This window comes from Lelliottia sp. JS-SCA-14 (genome assembly GCF_035593345.1).
Classification (GTDB): Bacteria; Pseudomonadota; Gammaproteobacteria; order Enterobacterales; family Enterobacteriaceae; genus Enterobacter; species Enterobacter wanjuensis.
This window is the reverse complement of the sequence record NZ_CP141606.1, coordinates 856,958-875,213: the sequence shown is the minus strand read 5'-3', so window position 1 is coordinate 875,213 and position 18,256 is coordinate 856,958. Positions and strand designations below refer to the sequence as shown.

The window sequence follows — 18,256 nt, the reverse complement described above, 5'->3', positions numbered from 1 at the left end:
GCTAACGCTTACCCGGCCTACGTGAACGTCACGATTTTGTAGGCCGGGTAAGGCGAAGCCGCCACCCGGCTTTTTTTACCGACTCTGCTTCCTCAGCAAATAAATAAAGTACGGCGCCCCGATAAAGGTCGACAGCAGCCCTGCCGGGATCTGATACGGGAACAGCACCATCCTGCCCAGCCAGTCGGCAATCACTAGCATCATCCCACCGACCAGCGCCGACATCACGATATGCGGCATCGTGCGACGGAACCCCATCATGCGCGCGATGTGCGGCGCCATCAGGCCAACAAAGCTCAGCGGCCCGATGGTCATGGTCGCGACGGCGGTCAGACAGGCGGCCAGTAGCAACAATCCCACCCGCGACGGCGTCAGCGCAACCCCAACCGCCCGCGCGGTTTCAGCGCCCAGCGGAAGAATGGTCATCCAGCGGCGGCACAGCGGGGTGATCGCCAGCAGCAATACCATGGCAATCCCGGAATGGAACACCTGCGCGCCTGTCGCTTTGTAGGTCGAACCGGAAATCCAGGTCAGGATCTGCGCCATACGCGGATCGCCGCTGGCCTGCAGCATCATCAGCAGCATGGTAAACGCGGTACTCAACGCCATCCCGGCAAGCAACATCCGGTGCGGCGAAAAGCCCCCGCGTCCGGCGGCGATCATAATGATCATCAGCGTCGCGGCGGCACCGATACTCCCCGCAGGCATCAGCCAGCCAAAGGCGTCGCCCGGCACGAAGAACAACATCATCACCACACCAAACGCCGCGCCGGAGCTGATGCCTAACACTTCCGGGCTCGCCATCGGGTTGCCGGTCAGACGCTGAATAATGCACCCCGCCACCGCCAGCATCACGCCTGCAATGAGCGCGGAGAAGATGCGCGGCCAGCGCCACTGCATCAGTTCATCCAGCATCGGGCCGGTCGCCCAGTGCCAGCCGCTGGCGTCACGTCCCAGCGACAGCGCAATCCAGGCGACGATCAACAGCACGATCAGGCCCGTCAGAACAAACCACTGAATGTGCTGCCGTTCCGCATAGACTTTATCCCCGGCGTCCATCGCCGGGGCGCTCATGCTGCGCAGACGCGGCAGCAGCCAGAGCAGGAGCGGCGCACCAATCAGGGCGGTGACGGAGCCGGTGGAGACTTCCATCCACACCCGCGCCAGCCAGAGAATGATTTGATCGGATAGCCAGAGGATCAGCGCTCCAATCAGCGGGGCCAGCATCAGGCGCGACAGCAGTCGGCGCGCGCCGAGCATCTTCGCCAGCAGCGGCGCAAACAGCCCGATAAACCCGATGATCCCGACGGCATTCACCAGCACGGCACTGAGCACAATCGCCAGCGTCAGCGCCGCGAGGCGCGCCAGGGAAAGGGCCAGCCCGAGATTGCGCGCCACGCCGTCGTCCAGCCCCATCAGGGTCAGCGGGCGCAGCAGCAGCAAGGTCAGTAAGACGCCGCCGATCAGCTGCGGCCACAGGCGTTGCACGATGCTCCAGTCGGTCTGGGTCAGCGTTCCGGTGCTCCACAGGAACATGCTTTGCAGCTGATCATGATGGAACAGCACCAGCAGCTGATTGATCGCTCCGCAGTAGAGGCTCACCACCAGACCGGCCAGAATCAGCGTCACCGGAGAAAGGCGTTTTCCCCAGGCCACGCCGAACACCAGCGCGCCGACCACGCAGGCGCCCGCCAGCGCCGCGAACTGGCTGGTGAGAGCGCCGGGCAGCGCCCAGAGCGTAGTAATGGTGATCCCGAGCTGTGCGCCGGTGGCGACGCCGAGCGTTGTCGGTTCCGCCAGCGGGTTACGCAGCACCTGCTGGAACAGCACGCCGACCAGTCCCAGCCCTGCGCCCACCAGCAGGGAAATCGCCAGGCGTGGCAACAGGCTGTAGTGGAACAGCATCTGCTGGATGTTATCGATATCAGGAACGGAGAACGCCTGGCCCCACTGCCCGCGCGGCAGCGCAATTGACAGATTTGACCAGGTTAAGATCAGTGCGACAACGAAAACGACGCTCAGTAACAGCGCCGGGAAAAGTGCGATCCGTGACTTCATACTTTGCCTCCCAGCGCACCGTCAAGCACGCGGGCAAAGTGCATCGCCGACAGCGTCGCCCCGTAGAACCACACCGCAGGCACGCGCTGGAATCGCTGCTCGCGCACGAACGGCATCGCCTGCCAGAGCGGCGTCGCCATCAGCTTTTGCATTTCGCGGTCATTGCCATGATCGAAACAGAGCACATCCACATCGCGGAATTGCGCCAGACGGTCGATGCCGACGGTGGTGCTGCCCCAGAAGGTCATCTCCCCTTCCCAGGCATTCGGAATATTGAAACGATCGAGCACTTCCTGGAACAGGCAGTTTTTGCCAAACACCAGCACGTGACGCGCATCCAGCAGCGTGACCATCAGCAACGGACGGTCGCCGCGCGCGGCAAAGCGCGGTTTCAGGGAGTCGATAAAATGGTCGAAATGGTCGAGGTGCTCTTTTGCCGCCGCCTCGCGGTCCAGAAGCTGGGCCATTTCGTTTATCGAGTGACGCGCCATGGTCAGCGGTTTTTTCCCGTCACTGAAGGTGAAGCCCCGCCCCGGCGCGATGCGCGCCAGCGTCTCCGGCGAAGGGCCGTAGCCCGCAGACCAGACCAGATAGGAAGGTTTCATCTGGGTCAGCAGTTCGAGATTCGGCTCGGTGCGCAGGCCGATGTCGATAGTCGAAGCCGGGATTTTCGGCTCGTTGACCCACATGTTGTAGTTGGGAATATCCGCCACGCCGTAGGGCGCGATACCCAGGGCCAGCATCAGCTCAACCGGAAGCCACTCCAGCGCCACGATGCGGTGTGGATCGATAGCGGCCGCGCGCGCGGTATTCATTTTTAGCAGCAGTGGCGAAATCGCCAGCGCCGTCAGTAACCGACGACGACTTATCAAAGTTGGATCCAGCATCAATACACAAAGCTCACCGGTGCAGCCCCTGCAGGATGAGGCAGGATACCCATTGGAATACCGTAGATCAGTTCCAGCGTTTCGCCGCGCATCAGCTCAGACGGCGTGCCCTGAGCAATCATCTCACCGCCGCGCAGGGCCACCAGATAATCGCAGTAGCGTGCGGCCATGTTGATATCATGCAGAACGGCAATCACCGTCAGCCCTTTTTGCTGGCTGAGGCGATGGATTAGCGCCAGGACATCCACCTGATGGGCGATGTCCAGCGCCGAGGTCGGTTCGTCGAGCAGCAGGCAGTTACTGTCCTGCGCCACCAGCATCGCAATCCACGCGCGCTGACGCTCGCCGCCCGAAAGGCTATCCACCAGACGATGCGCCAGCGGTTTTAGTCCCACCAGTGCGATCGCCTCTTCCACTTTCTCTCTGTCGGCCACCCCAAAACGCCCGAGCGCGCCGTGCCACGGATAACGTCCAATCGCTACCAGCTCGCGCACGGTCATCCCTTCGGCCTGCGGCAGTTGCTGCGGCAGATAGGCGACCTTGCGGGCAAAGGCTTTGCTTTTCCAGCTGTCGAGCGGCTGCCCGTCGAGCAGGATCTCCCCTTCGGACGGCGGCTGATGGCGACCCAACATTTTGAGCAGTGTGGATTTACCAGAACCGTTGTGACCGATAAGGCCCGTGACTTTACCGACAGGGAATGTCAAAGAGAGCGGATGCAGCAGCGTGCGTCCAGGGACGCGAAAGGAAGTGTTATCAAGCGCAAACGTGGTATCGGAGTGCGTTTTATTTTCCTGCATAGTGGCCAACTTGTTAAAGGGCACGGCGAACCGTGCCCGAAAAGAGATTAGAAGCGGAAGGTCGCCGTGGCGACAACCTGGCGTTCAGCACCCCAGAAGCAGCCGTAGGTGTTGAAGCAGCTCGCGACGTATTCACGATCCAACAGGTTGTTGACGTGAACCGCGACGTTCGAGCCCGCCATACCAAAGCGCGCCAGATCGTAACGTACCAGGGCATCGACAACGGTGTAACTGCCCACTTTGAAGGAGTTCGCCGGGTCGCCGTAGCTGGAGCCGGTCAGACGTCCGCCGGTACCCAGTGTCAGGCCAGACAGCGCGCCATCAAAGAAGGTGTAGTCGCCCCACAGGGAAGCCATGTGTTTTGGCACCTGCGCTGGGGTGTTGCCTTTGTAGTTGGTGTCGGTGGTGTATTCCGCATCGGTGTAGGTGTAAGACCCGACCACGTTAACACTCGCAGACAGCGCCGCTTTGGCTTCGATTTCCACGCCGCGGGAACGAATTTCACCGCCTTCAACGGAGAAGAAGGAGCCCGCTGGGTCAGCCATCAGGTTGTTGGTTTTGGTCAGCTGGTAGACCGCACCGGTCAACACGATAGGACGATCGCCTGGCACATATTTCACACCCGCTTCGTACTGCTTACCTTTAGAAGGTGCGAACGGTTTACCCTGCGCGTCAGTCTGTGATGACGGTTCGAAGGATTCGCTGTAGCTGAAGTACGGGGTTACGCCGTTATCAAACAGGTAGTTAACGCCGCCACGCCAGGTGAACTGAGTATCATCGCGGCTGGCAGTGGTACCCGCCACGCGATTGTAGGACTCCTGATCGGCCCAGTCGTAACGACCGCCTAAGGTGACCAGCACTTTATCCCACTGCGCCTGATCCTGAACGTACAGGCCCGTTTGCTTCTGCTTGTTCAGAACCTGATACGGACCGGAGTTCGCCGGATCTTTCGAATTGAAATCGAAATCGGTGTACACCGGGTTGTAGAGATCCAGCAGCGGTACGGAGTCGTCGTAGCCGAACCAGGAGTTGATGTCGTTACGCATACGCATAAAGTCAACGCCGGTCAGCAGGGTGTGGTCCCACGCGCCGGTAGCAAATTTGCTCTGCAGCTGGGTATCGACGGTGAAGTTTTGCAGCTTCTCATCATCCACCACGTATTTACGTGCCAGATAATGGCCTTTGTCCGCTGGCGCTAACGCCGCGCACTGCTTATTGAAGCTGTTCGCTGGATCGGAACAGACGCCATAACCGTAGACGCTGTTTTGCGAGGTTTTGTTCTCAGCAAAGCGCAGGTTCTGACGCACGGTAAAGGTGTCGTTGAACTCGTGGTCGAAGCTGTAACCCACCATTTTCTGGTTACGGGAATAGGTGTTGTTCTTCGCGCCTTCGTTGAAGTCGGTTGGCAGACGGCTACCGTTTGGCAGCGGATCAACCGTCCCCTCTTTTGGCAACCAGCCGTAGTAGCCAGTTTCTGGCTCGTTCTGGAAGTAAGAGAGGAAGGTGAAGTTCGTTTTGTCATCCGGACGCCAGGAGAACGACGGCGCGATGGCATAACGCTGCTCTTCCGCACGCTCCTGCTGGGCGTTATTGGAACGCGCCACGCCGGTCAGACGGTAGGAGTACACGCCGTCATCGTCGATAGCATCGCTGAAGTCAAACCCGGTCTGGAACAGGCTGTCGGTGCCGACTTTAAACTGGATCTCTTTCAGCGGCTCCGTCATCGGGCGCTTGCTGACCATGTTCAGCAAACCGCCTGGGCTGCTTTTTCCGTACAGGACGGAAACCGGACCACGCATGATTTCGGCGCGCTCCAGCATGTAAGGGTCAATTACCGCGTCGTTATAGAAGTTGCCCTGCATCTTCATACCATCGAGGTAGTTGTTCTGGCTCTGACCATCGGCCGCAAAACCGCGGATCACCAGATAGTCATAGGTGTTCGATGCGCCACGCGTGCCAACGGCAACGCCTGGGGTGTAGCTCAACGCCTCTTTCACCGAGCGTGGCTGGTGCAGCGCCATCTCTTCGGCAGTCACCACAGAAATAGACTGCGGCACCTTCTGGATAGGCGTATCGGTTTTGGTCCCGGTCGCAGATTGACGCGCCGCGATGGTCGCCGCCGGTCCCCATGCACTTTCCGTCGCAGCAGGCGCCGCGGTAACGGTGATGGTTTCTTCTTTTTTAGGGGTTTCAGCCGCATGTGCTAAAGCAGACATGCCGCTTACCGCTGTGGCTACGACGACTGCGATTTTACGCAGCGAAGGACTCATTGGCTGAGCAGTTTTGAGCGCCATTGGTATATCTCTGATGAAAGAGTGAATGATAACGTAAACGAGAATTATTATTATGACCGCAGAATAATATGCGAAACGCTGGCGGCATAGCAAGCGATATGCGGCCCTACAAGAATTGAGGGTTTAAGAAATAACCAGAGGGAAAATGAGGAGTTAAAACAGGATTAAATAAGGGTTAGGAATATGTTCTTTATGCGTGAATAAATTCCCTCTCCCGCAGGAGAGGGAATTCACTAGCTTAGTTACTGCCGAACATATCCTTAATCCAGCCCGCCACGCCGTCGCTGTCTTTCTTCTCATTCTGCGGCTGCTGCTGTTGTTGCTGCGGCTGCTGTTGAGGTTGAGACTGCTCAAACGGGTTGCCCGTTGGCTGTTCAGGCTGGCTTTGCTGGCACAGGGATTCCGGCTTGTCGGTCCACACCGGAAGCGTTCGCATCCCACCGCCGCAAACAAAGTTACCGGACTCATCCACGCCCATATCGACGATATCTTCCGGCGGCGTCAGGTTTAGCGGCACCGGCGACTGGTTGGTCAGGTAACGCTGGTAGATCGACATCGCACCGCTCGCGCCGTACAGCTTGGTCGGCTGGTTGTTGTCGCGTCCTACCCAGGTGATCACCACTTCACGCCCGTCAATACCAGCGAACCAGGTATCGACGTTGTTGTTGGTGGTCCCGGTTTTACCCGCCAGATGCAGGCCCGGATATTTCGCGCCCAGCTGGCGACCCGTACCGCGTTGCACCACCTGCTGCATGGTCCACAGAGTCATGTAGGCCGCCTGTGCCGGAACCACGCGTTCCGCCTGCGGGAAGCTCTGATACAGCACCGTGCCGTCTTCGGCAATCACCGAGCGCACCGCAGAGAGCTGCGCGCGGTTACCGCCGCTGGCGATGGTCTGGAACGCCTGCGCCACTTCGATTGGCGTCAGGTTCAGTGCCCCCAGAATCATGGCCGGAACCGGGTGGAGCTGATCTTTCGGCACACCCAGTTTTTCCCAGGTGTCGGTAATGGCTGGCAGACCCAGCGCCATACCGAGATTCACCGTCGGAACGTTCATGGAACGCGTTAACGCATCCACCAGCATCACCTGGCCGCTGAACTGTTTATCGTCGTTCTGCGGAGACCACACCTGGCCGTTCGGCTGACGCAGTGCAATCGGCGCATCGGCAATCCAGGTGTTGAGTCGGTACTGATTCGGCTGGCTCAGCGCGGTGAGATAGGTCGCCGGTTTAGCCAGAGAACCAATCGAACGACGCGCCTGCATCGCACGGTTGTAGCCCGCAAACTGCGGCTCTGCCCCACCGACCATCGCACGCACTTCGCCGCTGTAGCGATCGACCACCACCATCGCGGTTTCCAGATCGCTCAGCTTACGCTGCTTTTTCAGCGCCGGAATGCCGTCAACGGCGGCTTTCTCGGCGGCGTCCTGGGCAACGGAGTCAAAGGTGGTAAAGATCTTCACGCCGGATAGATCTTTCACTTTGTCGCCGAGCTTAGTCTGCAGCTCCTGACGCACCATCTGCATAAACGCAGGCTGTGGCGAAATCACACCGCCGCGCGGCTGGACGCCCAGAGGACGCGCGCTCAGCATGTCGTACAGCTCCTGATCGATCACCTGCTGCTGTTGCAGCAAGCGCAGAACCAGGTTACGACGCTCCAGCGCCAGTTTCGGGTTACGCCACGGGTTGTAGATTGACGCCCCTTTCACCATGCCGACCAGCAGAGCCTGCTGGTCGAGGCTCAGCTCTTCCACCGGACGACCGAAGTAGTACAGGCTCGCCAGCGGGAAGCCGCGGATCTCGTTATCGCCGCTCTGACCGAGATACACCTCGTTCATGTACAGCTCAAGAATGCGATCTTTGCTGTAGCGGGCGTCCATCAGCACGGCCATGTACGCTTCGTTGGCCTTACGCCAGTAGGAGCGTTCGCTGGATAGGAACAGGTTTTTCACCAGCTGCTGGGTCAGGGTACTCGCCCCCTGCACCGTACGACCGGCCGTCAGGTTCGCCAGCACCGCACGCCCGATGGAGTAGAGGCTCACGCCGTCGTGCTCGTAGAAGTGACGGTCTTCGGTCGCCAGCAGGGTATCCACCAGCAGATCCGGGAAGCCATTACGCGCCACAAACAGGCGCTGCTCGCCGTTTGGCGAGGAGAGCATGGTGATCAGGCGCGGGTCGAGACGGAAGAAACCAAACTGACGGTTACTGTCCAGGTTCTCGATGGTTTCCAGATGATCGCCGTCAAAGGTCAGACGCGCGCGCACCTGGCCCTCTTTGCTGTCCGGGAAATCAAACGGACGACGGATCATCTCGATGCTGCTCGCCTGCACGGTAAACTCGCCAGGACGGGTCATTTTCGACACCTGACGGTACTGCGTGGCTTCCAGCAGTTTGACCATTTCGTTCTTGCTGATGGACATGTCCGGCTCAAGGTTCACCATGCGGCCATAGACCGCCGCAGGCAACTGCCAGACTTTCCCGTCGATACGGCTGCGGATCTTCTGATCCAGATAGACGCCGTAGATCGCCATCAGCGCGACAAATACAATAAACAGCTTCAGCAGCAGCCAGAACCAGCCGCGTCTGCCGCGAGGTTTACCCCCTTTGCCCTTCCCTTTACGCGGCATCGGTTCATCCTCATCATCGTCTTCATAGTCATCGTCATAATCCTCATCTCTGAGGCGACGACGGCTGATTTTTTCCTTCGCCGGACGCGAAGGTTTCCCTTTACGTCCTATTGGCTCGCGGTCATTCCCCGCCATGCTTTTTCTCCGCAACATTCAGGCGCAATGGCCCGATTCTCTTTTCTTCCACCCAACGGTGAAAGAAGAAATCTCTCAAAAACATTAACTCCCTCTCCCTGTGGGAGAGGGCTGGGGTGAGGGCATCAGCGCGCACATTTCCCCCTCACCCTAACCCTCTCCCTCAAGGGAGAGGGGATCACGAATACTTCTTCGTCCGCCGCGTCGGCGCGGTATTCGCCGGATCGTCCGGCCAGACGTGTTTCGGGTAGCGCCCTTTCATCTCTTTCTGCACTTCACGATAGCTTCCGGCCCAGAACGCGCCCAGATCGCGGGTGATTTGCAGCGGACGATGGGCCGGCGACAGCAGCTCCAGCACCAGCGGCACGCGCCCGTCGGCGATCGACGGCGTGGTGGCCTCGCCAAACATCTCCTGCATCCGCACCGCCAGCGCCGGAGGATTATCTTCATGATATCGAATGGCAATCCGACTTCCGGTGGGCACAGTGTAATGCGAGGGGAGCGAACTCACCAGCCGTTGACGTAATGACCAGTCGAGTAAATTCTCAAGCGCGGCCTTCACATCCAGCGATTTCAGGGCCTTCAGGGAGTGAACACCGCTCATTTCGGGCAGCAGCCAGGTTTCGAGCGAGGCCAAAAGCGACTCGTCGTCCACCGCAGGCCAGCCGATTTCCGGCAGCCAGCGCGCGGCGCAGTGCAACCGCAGACGATACTGTTCCGCCTCCGGCGTCCAGTTCAGTACGCTCAGCCCTTTATCGCGAATGCCGTTGAGCATCGCCTGATGCAGCTCCTCTTCCGAGGGTTTCGCCAGCGGTTTAACGCTCACGGTGAGCTTGCCAATCTGGCTGCGACGAAAGGCTTTCAGCGTCCCCTGCGCGTCGTCCCATTCGATGGTGTCCGACTGCTGCAACAGCTGCGGGCAAGCACGCGTCAGCGCCTCAATATCCACGGCAATCGCCTGCAATATCCGCGCATCCGGGGACGAACTCCCCTGCAACAGCAGCGGCGCGATCAGCCATTCGTGGCGGGTGAGCGCATCGTCGCTGTCGAGCATCGCCCCCATGCCGTTCGCCAGCTGATAGCGACCGTCCAGACCGCGACGGCGTGCGATGCGATCCGGGAAAGCCTGCGCCAGCAGACGGGCGATCAGATCGCTGTCCAGCGCCCCGCCGCGACTGTTCAGGCGCTGACAAAGCCGCTGGGCGCGCTGCTGCCAGTTGGGCTGATTGCGCGAAAATGCCGACGCCAGATCGCTGCTCCCGCCGCGCGGAGGCTCTTCGAGGATCGCCGCGAGCTTTGCGGCAGTCGCGATTTCGTCATCGTTTTTGGCCGCCACCAGCATCGCCGCCAGACGCGGTTCGTTGCCGAGCGTCGCCATCTTTTGACCGCGTGACGACAGGCGATCGTTCTCCAGCGCGCCGAGCTGAGTGAGCAGCCGACGCGCCGCCGCCAGATTCACCGCTGGCGGCTGATCCAGCCAGATCAGTTGGCTCGGGTCCGGACAGCCCCACTGCAGCAGCTCCAGCAGCAGCCCGGAGAGATCGCTTTGCAGGATTTCCGGCGTACTTTGGGCCGCCGCCCGTTCCGCCTGCTCCGCGCTGGTGAGATGCAGACAGATACCCGGCTCCAGACGCCCGGCGCGGCCCGCGCGCTGGGTCATCGACGCCTGGCTGATGCGCTGGGTCAGCAGGCGCGTCAGGCCGGTGCGCGGATCGAAACTCGCCACCCGCTCCTGCGCAGTATCGACCACCAGACGGATGCCTTCGATGGTTAAACTGGTTTCGGCGATGTTGGTCGCCAGCACCACTTTGCGCTGCCCGGCGGGTGGCGGAAGAATGGCTTTACGCTGTTCATTGAGGGACAGCGCGCCGTACAGAGGACAGAGCAGCACATCGCTCCCGACGCGGGACGCGAGTTTCTCCTGCACGCGCTGAATTTCGCCGACGCCAGGTAAAAACAGCAGCAGCGAGCCGGGTTCCTGACGCAGCAGTTCCGCTGTTGCGATAGCCACCGCCTCATCAAAGCGCTGATTCGCCGACAGAGACTGATAGCGGCGCTCGACGGGGAACGCCCGCCCTTCGGAGGCGATCGTCGGGGCATCCGGCAGCCTCTGCTGCAAACGTGCGTTATCCAGCGTCGCGGACATGATTAACAGTTTGAGATCGTCGCGCAGCCCTTGCTGCACGTCGAGCAGCAGCGCCAGCGCCAGATCGGCCTGCAGGCTGCGCTCGTGGAATTCATCGAGGATCACCAGGCCTACTCCGCTTAGCTCCGGATCGTTTTGCAGCATCCGGGTGAGAATGCCCTCCGTCACCACTTCGAGGCGCGTCGCGGGGCCGACGCAGGTTTCGGCGCGCATACGATACCCGATCGTTTCACCCGGCTTTTCGCCCAGCAGTTCGGCAAGCCGTTGCGCCACGTTGCGCGCCGCCAGCCTGCGCGGCTCGAGCAGAATAATTTTTCCGGGAATGTTGCCCTCTTTGAGGATCTGCAGCGGCAGCCACGTCGATTTCCCCGCGCCCGTGGGGGCATTGAGCAGGATCTGCGGGGCATGTCGTAGGGCAGCAAGAAGCTCAGGAAGGACGGCGGCGACCGGCAATGAGGACACGAACAGCTCCAGAGGGTTAACATTAGACGGCAGACATTGTAGCATCGGCGCATATCATTACCGAGCCCCCCTTATGTCTGAGCCGAAACGCCTGTTTTTCGCCATTGAGCCACCTGCAAAAATTCAGCGACAGATCGTCCGCTGGCGCGCCGCGAATTTCCCGGCAGAAGCGGGCCGCCCGGTGGCGGCCGCTAATTTACATCTGACGCTGGCGTTTCTCGGTGAGGTGAGCGCGGAGAAGCAGCAGGCGCTGTCGGCGATGGCCGGGCGCATCTGCCAGCCGGGCTTTACCCTCAATCTGGATGATGCCGGGCAGTGGCTGCGCTCGCGCGTGGTATGGCTGGGCACGCGTCAGCCGCCGCGCGGTTTGTTGCAGCTGGCAAATTTACTGCGCGCTCAGGCTGCGCGCAGCGGCTGCTATCAAAGCCCGCAACCATTTCACCCGCATCTCACCCTGCTGCGCAACACCAGTCACGCCGTTGCCATTCCCTCACCCGGTTTTAGCTGGAGCTTTCCGGTGACGGAGTTTGCGCTTTACGAATCGGTATTCCACCAGGGACGCACCCGCTATACGCCGCTCTCACGCTGGACGTTGAGCGACTAATCAAGGATCCACGATGAAGTTTACCCCTGCCCTACAGCACGCCACTCTGATTCAACGCTATAAGCGTTTTCTCGCCGACGTCGTGACGCCCGAAGGTGAGCACCTGACGCTGCACTGCCCAAACACCGGCGCGATGACCGGCTGCGCCACGCCGGGCGACAGGGTTTGGTACTCCACGTCGTTGAATCCTAAACGCAAATATGCCCACACCTGGGAAATCACAGAAACTCAGCAAGGGGCGTTTATCTGCGTTAATACCCAGCGCGCCAACCCGCTGGTGAAAGAGGCCATCGACGCCGGGCTGATTCCGGAGCTCACCGGATACAGCGTCATAAAAGGCGAAGTGAAATATGGCGAGGAAGGCAGCAGAATTGACTTTATGCTACAGGCGGATGACCGCCCTGAGTGCTATATTGAAGTCAAATCAGTGACGTTAGCAGACAAGGATAATGGCTACTTTCCGGATGCGGTGACGCTACGCGGCCAAAAGCATCTGCGAGAGCTAATGAGTGTTGCGGCGGCGGGCAAGCGCGCCGTATTGCTGTTTGCCGTGTTGCATTCAGCCATTGAACGATTCTCACCCGCCCGCCACATTGACCCGAAGTACGCACAATTGTTGAATGAGGCACAAAAGCAGGGGGTAGAAGTTTTCGCTTATAAAGCGGAACTTTCTGCCGATAATATGACTCTGAAGTCGACGCTCCCCGTTGTGTTATAAGGGGTTAGAAGATGACGATTTGGTGTTCTGGCCGCGTGCGCAAATACGCTTTTCCTCACAGGCTTGTCAAGTGTTACGTTTAGATAATTGCCTTACGGAAAAGCATCTGCTATTTATAGCGACCTGATTTTTCCCCCACACGGGGATCGATAGTGCGTGTTAAGGAGAAGCAACATGCAAGAAGGGCAAAACCGTAAAACATCGTCCCTGAGTATTCTCGCCATCGCTGGGGTGGAGCCGTACCAAGAGAAACCGGGCGAAGAGTATATGAACGAAGCCCAGCTGTCTCACTTCAAGCGTATTCTTGAAGCATGGCGTAATCAACTTAGGGATGAAGTCGATCGCACTGTTACACATATGCAAGACGAAGCAGCAAACTTCCCGGATCCGGTAGACCGTGCCGCTCAGGAAGAAGAGTTCAGCCTCGAACTGCGTAACCGTGACCGCGAACGTAAACTCATCAAAAAGATTGAGAAAACGCTGAAGAAGGTCGAGGACGAAGATTTCGGTTACTGCGAGTCCTGCGGTGTGGAAATTGGCATTCGTCGCCTGGAAGCGCGTCCGACTGCCGATCTGTGCATCGACTGCAAAACGCTGGCTGAAATCCGCGAAAAACAGATGGCCGGTTAATCCCTGCCCTGTCGTAACGATCATAAAGGCGGGAGTCACTCCCGCCTTGTGACTTTTTGTCTGCTGTGAATATGCCTCAATCCGACTATATCGGGCGCTTTGCGCCATCTCCCTCTGGTGAGCTGCACTTTGGCTCGCTCATCGCCGCTCTCGGCAGTTACCTGCAAGCGCGCTCTCAGCACGGCATCTGGCGCGTGCGTATCGAAGATATTGATCCCCCTCGTGAAGTTCCCGGTGCGGCAGAAACTATCCTGCGTCAGCTGGAACATTACGGCCTGAACTGGGACGGTGAAGTTCTTTGGCAATCACAACGTCATGAGGCTTACCGCGAGCGCCTGGCGTGGCTGTATGAGCAAGGGCTCTCGTATTATTGCACCTGCACCCGTGCGCGTATTCAGAGCGCAGGTGGCGTGTATGACGGCCATTGCCGGACCCTGAATAATGGGCCGGACAATGCGGCGGTGCGTCTGCTTCAGCATCATCCGGTGACCCGCTTTGATGATTTACTGCTCGGCGAAATTAACGCCGATGAACGCCTGGCGCGGGAAGATTTCATTATTCATCGTCGCGATGGCTTATTTGCCTATAATCTTGCCGTGGTGGTGGACGATCATTTCCAGGGCGTGACGGAAATTGTGCGCGGCGCGGATTTGATTGAACCGACGGTGCGACAAATTTCCCTGTATCAGCACTTTGGCTGGCCGGTGCCGGATTATATTCATCTGCCGCTGGCGTTGAATGAACACGGGAATAAACTTTCAAAGCAGAATCACGCGCCGGCGCTGCCTGACGGCGATCCGCGCCCTGTTTTGATCGACGCATTACGATTTCTAAACCAAAATGTAAACAATGAATGGCAGGATTTATCCGTTGAGGAATTGCTGAAAAAAGCTGTCGAGGGCTGGTCGCTCTCCGCAGTGCCAAAAATCCAGCATTCTCAAATGCGTCTCGCTGAGCTATGATTAGCCGCTTTTTACACGAAGCATCCATGCTGCATCAAGGCGGCAACTGAGTGAATCGCTGGGAGTTTACACGTGTAAACGACCAGTGTGAGCGAAGGCAGCCAACGCAGAGGCAGCATGGAGGATGACGTGTAATTTTTTTGTCCTATAAATGAAACACACTACCGAGGTGTACTATTTTTACTCGAGTCGCTAATTTTTGCCGTAAGGTGCTAAGCCGCGATGAGAGCGTAGCGAATGACGCTATTGCTCAATCCCATATGTCGGTTATTCCGCGTGAGCAGCACACTATTTCCCGCAAAGATATCAGTGAAAATGCCCTCAAGGTGCTCTATCGTCTGAATAAAGCAGGCTACGAGGCCTATCTCGTGGGCGGCGGGGTTCGCGATTTACTGCTTGGCAAAAAACCAAAAGATTTTGACGTGACGACCAGCGCCACGCCGGAGCAGGTGCGTAAATTATTCCGCAACTGCCGTCTGGTCGGCCGTCGTTTCCGTCTTGCTCACGTGATGTTTGGGCCGGAAATTATCGAAGTGGCCACCTTCCGCGGTCACCACGAAGCTGGCGCACCGACCGATCGCACCACTTCTCAGCGCGGCCAGAACGGCATGCTGCTGCGTGACAACATCTTTGGTTCCATCGAAGAAGATGCCCAGCGTCGCGATTTCACCATCAACAGCCTTTACTACAGCGTGGCCGATTTCACGGTGCGTGATTTCGTCGGCGGCGTGCAGGATCTGAAAGAGGGCGTGATTCGCCTGATTGGTAATCCTGAGACGCGCTACCGCGAAGATCCGGTGCGCATGCTGCGCGCTGTGCGCTTTGCCGCCAAGCTGAATATGCAGATCAGCCCTGAAACGGCCGAGCCGATCCCGCGTCTGGCTACGCTCATCAACGACGTGCCACCGGCGCGCCTGTTCGAAGAAGCGCTGAAAATGCTGCAGGCGGGTTATGGGTATGAAACCTATAAATTGCTGCGTGAAAACAGCCTCTTCCAGCCGCTGTTCCCGACCATCGTGCGCTACTTCACTGAAAGCGGTGACAGCCCGATGGAGCGCATCATCGCCCAGGTGCTGAAAAACACCGACACCCGCATTCATAACGATATGCGCGTGAACCCGGCGTTCCTGTTCGCGGCGATGTTCTGGTATCCGCTGCTCGAAACCGCGCAGAAGATTGCCCAGGAAAGCGGTCTGGCCTATTACGACGCCTTCGCGCTGGCCGCGAACGACGTGCTGGATGAAGCCTGTCGTACGCTGGCGATTCCTAAGCGCATCACCACCCTGGTTCGCGATATCTGGCAGCTGCAGCTGCGCATGTCTCGCCGTCAGGGCAAGCGCGCATGGAAGCTGATGGAACATCCAAAATTCCGTGCGGCTTACGATCTGCTGGCGCTGCGCGCTGAGATCGAAAACAGCAAAGAGCTGCAAAGTCTGGCCCAGTGGTGGGGTGAATTCCAGGTGTCCGCGCCGCCGGAACAGAAAGGGATGCTCACCAATCTGGACGAAGAGCCAGAACCGCGTCGCCGTCATCGTCGCCCACGCAAGCGCGCACCGCGCCGCGAAGGCAGCGCATGACCCTCGCGTATATCGCCATCGGCAGCAATCTGGCCTCTCCGCTGGAGCAGGTCAACGCTGCCGTTCAGGCGTTAAGCGAGATCCCACAGAGCCGCCTGGTGGCGGTTTCTGCGTTTTACCGCACACCGCCGCTCGGGCCGCAGGATCAACCTGATTACCTGAACGCCGCCGTGGTGCTGGAAACCGCGCTCGATGCCGAAACCTTGCTGGATAACACCCAGCGCATTGAACTCCAGCAGGGCCGTCAGCGCAAAGCAGAACGCTGGGGACCGCGCACGCTGGATCTCGATATCATGCTGTTCGGCGATGAAGTGATTCATACAGAACGCCTGACGGTGCCGCATTACGACATGAAAAATCGCGGTTTTATGCTCTGGCCGCTGTTTGAAGTCGCCCCTGAATTAACCTTCCCGACCGGCGAATCGCTCAAGGCGATTTTGCAGCAGCTTAACGCCGAAAAACCTGCCCTCTGGTAAACCCGCTTTTTCGCTGATTAACCCCAAAATATTTGCTGTTAATCGGTTGCCTAAAATCATTGTTCCACTGAATGTTACTGTTAGAATGCGCAAAGATTCGTTTTGGGCCATCAGGAAACATTATGAAACCAACCACCATCGCCTTATTGCAGAAATGCAAACAGGAAAAGAGACGCTTCGCCACGATCACCGCCTATGACTACAGCTTTGCGAAGCTGTTTGCCGATGAAGGCATTAACGTCATGCTGGTCGGCGACTCGTTAGGGATGACGGTACAAGGACATGATTCCACCCTGCCAGTGACGGTAGAAGAGATTGCTTATCACACCCGCGCCGTACGCCGCGGTGCGCCAAACTGCCTGCTGCTTTCCGATCTGCCTTTCATGGCCTATGCCACGCCAGAACAAGCCTTTGAAAACGCCGCTGCGGTAATGCGCGCGGGCGCCAATATGGTGAAAATCGAAGGCGGAGCCTGGCTTATCGAGACGGTGAAAAAGCTGACCGAGCGCGCCGTACCGGTGTGCGGCCATCTTGGGTTAACCCCGCAGTCGGTGAACATCTTCGGCGGGTATAAAGTTCAGGGTCGCGGCGAAGCAGGACAAACGCTGCTGGACGATGCCCTGGCGCTGGAAGCCGCCGGTGCGCAGCTGCTGGTGCTGGAGTGCGTGCCTGTAGAACTCGCTCAACGCGTCACCGAGGCGCTCTCCATTCCGGTGATCGGCATTGGCGCAGGCAACGTCACCGACGGGCAGATCCTGGTGATGCATGACGCCTTCGGCATTACCGGCGGCCACATTCCTAAATTTGCGAAGAATTTCCTGAGCACCGCGGGCGACATGCGCGCTGCGGTCAGGCAGTATATTGCCGACGTCGAATCCGGTGTTTACCCGGGTGAAGAACACAGTTTCCATTAAGGAGTCTCGTTGTGCTAATCATTGAAACCCTGCCGCTGCTGCGCCAGCACATTCGCCGCCTGCGTCAGGAAGGTAAACGTATCGCCCTGGTTCCGACCATGGGAAATCTGCATGACGGCCACATGAAACTGGTCGAGGAAGCCAAAGCCCGCGCCGACGTGGTGGTGGTCTCTATCTTCGTGAACCCGATGCAGTTCGACCGCGCCGACGATCTGGCGCGCTATCCGCGCACGCTGCAGGAAGATTGCGAGAAGCTCAAAAAACACCACGTGGATTTCGTCTTCTCGCCTGCGCCTGCCGATATTTATCCGCAGGGCACCGAAGGCGCGACCTTTGTCGACGTGCCGGGCATTTCAACGATGCTCGAAGGGGCCAGCCGTCCGGGGCATTTTCGCGGTGTTTCGACCATCGTCAGCAAGCTCTTCAACCTGGTGCAGCCGGACGTCGCCTGCTTCGGCGAGAAAGATTTCCAGCAGCTGGCGCTGATCCGCAAAATGGTCGCCGACATGGGCTATGACATCGATATCGTCGGCGTGCCGATTGTGCGCGCCAAAGACGGCCTGGCGCTCAGCTCCCGCAACGGGTATCTGACCGCTGACCAGCGCAAAATCGCGCCGGGACTGAGCAAAGTGATGAACGCGATGGCGGAAAAGCTCAAAGCGAATGAGCTGACGGCGGAAGAGATTATCGCTATCGGCGAACAGGAGCTGAACGAAAAAGGGCTGCGTGCCGACGACGTGCAAATCCGCGATGCGGACACGCTGCTTGAGCTTTCAGACACCAGCAAACGCGCCGTGATTCTGGTTGCCGCGTGGCTTGGTCAGGCCCGTCTGATCGACAATAAAGTGGTTGAGCTGACGCAGTAGACAGCGACTAAAAATCGGGCAATACTGCGCTGATATTTGCCTGGGGAATGTTTCCCCCCACCCTGCCCTCTCCAGCCGGAGAGGGACTGCATGAAGAGTAAAGG

The 18,256-nt window shown here is 58.7% G+C and carries 14 protein-coding genes; 8 read left to right on the top strand and 6 right to left on the bottom strand.

The window, feature by feature from the left end; translation table 11 throughout:
• Positions 1-75 precede the first annotated feature (75 nt).
• From fhuB to hrpB, 6 genes are all read right to left on the bottom strand, one after another.
• The gene (gene fhuB / locus U9O48_RS04100) at positions 76-2,058 is read right to left on the bottom strand and encodes a Fe(3+)-hydroxamate ABC transporter permease FhuB (RefSeq protein WP_285145971.1); all 1,983 of its coding nucleotides are present in this window, start codon (positions 2,056-2,058) and stop codon (positions 76-78) included.
• Positions 2,055-2,945 carry a Fe(3+)-hydroxamate ABC transporter substrate-binding protein FhuD gene (fhuD, locus tag U9O48_RS04095; RefSeq protein WP_324723579.1) on the bottom strand — a complete coding sequence of 297 codons (891 nt, stop codon included), beginning with the start codon at positions 2,943-2,945 and terminating at the stop codon, positions 2,055-2,057. The genes fhuB and fhuD overlap by 4 nt, the downstream gene beginning before the upstream one ends.
• Positions 2,945-3,742, bottom strand: coding sequence for a Fe3+-hydroxamate ABC transporter ATP-binding protein FhuC (gene fhuC, locus U9O48_RS04090; protein WP_282491694.1), 798 nt, complete (start codon positions 3,740-3,742; stop codon positions 2,945-2,947). Before fhuC ends, fhuD begins: the two co-directional genes overlap by 1 nt.
• Positions 3,743-3,789: 47 nt before the next feature.
• Positions 3,790-6,036, bottom strand: coding sequence for a ferrichrome porin FhuA (fhuA, locus tag U9O48_RS04085; RefSeq protein WP_285150681.1), 2,247 nt, complete (start codon positions 6,034-6,036; stop codon positions 3,790-3,792).
• 238 nt (positions 6,037-6,274) lie between these two features.
• Entirely contained in the window at positions 6,275-8,797 is a 2,523-nt protein-coding gene (gene mrcB, locus U9O48_RS04080; RefSeq protein ID WP_324723575.1) for a bifunctional glycosyl transferase/transpeptidase, read from the bottom strand.
• Positions 8,798-8,975: 178 nt separating this feature from the next.
• A complete protein-coding gene (hrpB, locus tag U9O48_RS04075; RefSeq protein ID WP_324723573.1) occupies positions 8,976-11,405 on the bottom strand; it encodes an ATP-dependent helicase HrpB in 2,430 nt (809 codons plus the stop codon).
• Positions 11,406-11,478: 73 nt separating this feature from the next.
• Between hrpB and thpR the strand changes: the two genes are divergently transcribed.
• The 8 genes from thpR (at position 11,479) to panC (ending at position 18,152) form a co-directional block, all read left to right on the top strand.
• Positions 11,479-12,009, top strand: coding sequence for an RNA 2',3'-cyclic phosphodiesterase (gene thpR / locus U9O48_RS04070; RefSeq protein ID WP_285153786.1), 531 nt, complete (start codon positions 11,479-11,481; stop codon positions 12,007-12,009).
• Positions 12,010-12,022: 13 nt separating this feature from the next.
• Positions 12,023-12,727, top strand: coding sequence for a DNA/RNA nuclease SfsA (sfsA, locus tag U9O48_RS04065; protein WP_282491689.1), 705 nt, complete (start codon positions 12,023-12,025; stop codon positions 12,725-12,727).
• Positions 12,728-12,901: 174 nt separating this feature from the next.
• Entirely contained in the window at positions 12,902-13,357 is a 456-nt protein-coding gene (dksA, locus tag U9O48_RS04060) for an RNA polymerase-binding protein DksA (protein WP_001155232.1), read from the top strand.
• 71 nt (positions 13,358-13,428) lie between these two features.
• Positions 13,429-14,319 (top strand): tRNA glutamyl-Q(34) synthetase GluQRS, encoded by an 891-nt coding sequence (gene gluQRS / locus U9O48_RS04055; protein ID WP_285153784.1) that lies wholly within the window; start codon positions 13,429-13,431, stop codon positions 14,317-14,319.
• Between the two features lie 176 nt (positions 14,320-14,495).
• Positions 14,496-15,896 (top strand): polynucleotide adenylyltransferase PcnB, encoded by a 1,401-nt coding sequence (gene pcnB / locus U9O48_RS04050; protein ID WP_282491734.1) that lies wholly within the window; start codon positions 14,496-14,498, stop codon positions 15,894-15,896.
• Positions 15,893-16,372 (top strand): 2-amino-4-hydroxy-6-hydroxymethyldihydropteridine diphosphokinase, encoded by a 480-nt coding sequence (gene folK / locus U9O48_RS04045; protein WP_324723568.1) that lies wholly within the window; start codon positions 15,893-15,895, stop codon positions 16,370-16,372. Before pcnB ends, folK begins: the two co-directional genes overlap by 4 nt.
• Positions 16,373-16,494: 122 nt before the next feature.
• Positions 16,495-17,286: a 3-methyl-2-oxobutanoate hydroxymethyltransferase gene (gene panB, locus U9O48_RS04040; RefSeq protein ID WP_282491686.1), complete on the top strand. Its 792-nt coding sequence runs from the start codon at positions 16,495-16,497 to the stop codon at positions 17,284-17,286.
• 11 nt (positions 17,287-17,297) lie between these two features.
• Positions 17,298-18,152, top strand: coding sequence for a pantoate--beta-alanine ligase (panC, locus tag U9O48_RS04035; protein WP_282491685.1), 855 nt, complete (start codon positions 17,298-17,300; stop codon positions 18,150-18,152).
• Positions 18,153-18,256: the final 104 nt, after the last annotated feature.